A 1,667-nucleotide genomic window follows, 5' to 3' on the forward strand; every position below is an offset into this window, starting at 1 on the left:
TCAGTGGTTCGTTTCTCAATCATTTTTCCCCGCCTATATCCCCCATTTTGGAATATTCTAAAGGGATTGAAAGGTCAAGAGTATAAAGGAATGAATTCATATGATCTACCCAAAAAGGATTGGAAAAAGAGCTTATGCTTTTAAGAAGCTTAAGTTAATCCAAAACAAGAAGAACCTTTTTACCTTAAAGAAGGAGTGGAACATTAGAACAGGTCTCGGCTCTAGCACTCACGCCCACCGTTCGCCTGTTGGGAATCTCATCACTTGCCCCGTCCCTACTTCTGCGAAAACTGGTTCAAAGACTTTTCGTTTCTCGCTTTATTATCTTTAATATTATAACTATAATAAATTACTGATACGATAAGCATAAGAACTCCTAAGAACATTACAAAACCATTTACGAAAGGATTATCATAATTTATAATGGGATAAGGCAAACCTCTTCCACTTCCCATTCTTTTTCACATATATCCCCCTTTCCGTAAACAAGTCCAAGAGCATGTGAGAAGGACCTACTATTATTCCATTTATTATTAAGTATAATTTTAGAGAAAGACGATCAGAGAGGAATAGAAGAACAATTATCGGAATAATGGATAAAACACCCAAAGAACACTCCTAGGCAAAGTGTGAGTTAAAGGAGTCCTAACTGGTATCTGATCTTACTTAGTGAAAACCTCTTTATGCCCTAGTCTATCAATAATCACATTACCTAAGAAATCATAGCAGACAAAAGCAAATAAACTAAAAATTCCCCGACAATAAAGTAACTACCGCCTTCATCGTTTCATAGCTAATGGGCTTTAAAGCCCCAACCTTACTTGATTCGTCCAGACCCTTGTTTCCTTCACTTTACCCTTCCTGCGTTTCAAGAATATATATAGAGGAGAGGGACAAATATTATACTCAACTTTTTTGGCTCTTATTTAACTTCTAAAAAAAGGCTTTCAAAAACTAGGTTTGAATACCATATCGTAAATGAGAAATATTGCGAGAACAGTATAAAATAACGATAAGTACTTCATCTTTGACATAAATGTGTTAATGTCATTCACGTAAGTTAATCTCCAATGCAAGTATTCACCATAAGCTAAAATAGGAGAGATGACAAGTGCTGGATAAACCCATGAAGGATAGTTTAACCTAGACCACATGTAAAGTCCAGATAAAGCCATTGCTATAAGTGAGATAATTTCTAAGTAGACTAACCTCCTATAAGCTGTTAAAATCTTAACATCAGTAAGCTTATAAAAAGTAAACAAGTAATAAGCACCGGTAGTTAATCCACCCCAGCCTATTAAGCCTAACATGTGAATCATGAAGGCTATTTCGTAAAACATATTTTGTTAGAGGATCATGACTTTTTAAAAATAAGTTAAAAAGTATGAAATTTATATCGCATAATTTAAATCCTTCTACCCTTAAGGTTAAGATTTTACTCCGATAGGAAAGAAACGTAATTTTTCTAGGGAAAAATCAATAGAAAAATATTTCAGTAAACCATTTCATTCAAGATAAATAGATATTACCAAAAAGTACAAAATTTATTGCTCTTGCTTACGAAGGGAAACTTCCAAGGGGATAAGTTTGTTAATCCCTTCTGATAGCCTCGATAACTGTTAGTCTTGACGCTTTTAACGCTGGATAAATCCCTGCTATAACACTGG

The 1,667-nt window shown here is 34.4% G+C and carries 2 protein-coding genes; both read right to left on the reverse strand.

The window, feature by feature from the left end; genetic code table 11:
• Positions 1–275: 275 nt before the first annotated feature.
• Positions 276–455 (reverse strand): hypothetical protein, encoded by a 180-nt coding sequence (locus DMP16_RS11465; RefSeq protein ID WP_069284158.1) that lies wholly within the window; start codon positions 453–455, stop codon positions 276–278.
• A gap of 492 nt (positions 456–947) precedes the next feature.
• Positions 948–1,340: a hypothetical protein gene (locus tag DMP16_RS09665; protein ID WP_069284157.1), complete on the reverse strand. Its 393-nt coding sequence runs from the start codon at positions 1,338–1,340 to the stop codon at positions 948–950.
• Positions 1,341–1,667: the final 327 nt, after the last annotated feature.

Source organism: Sulfolobus sp. B1, from assembly GCF_007050195.1.
Taxonomy (GTDB): Archaea; Thermoproteota; Thermoprotei_A; order Sulfolobales; family Sulfolobaceae; genus Saccharolobus.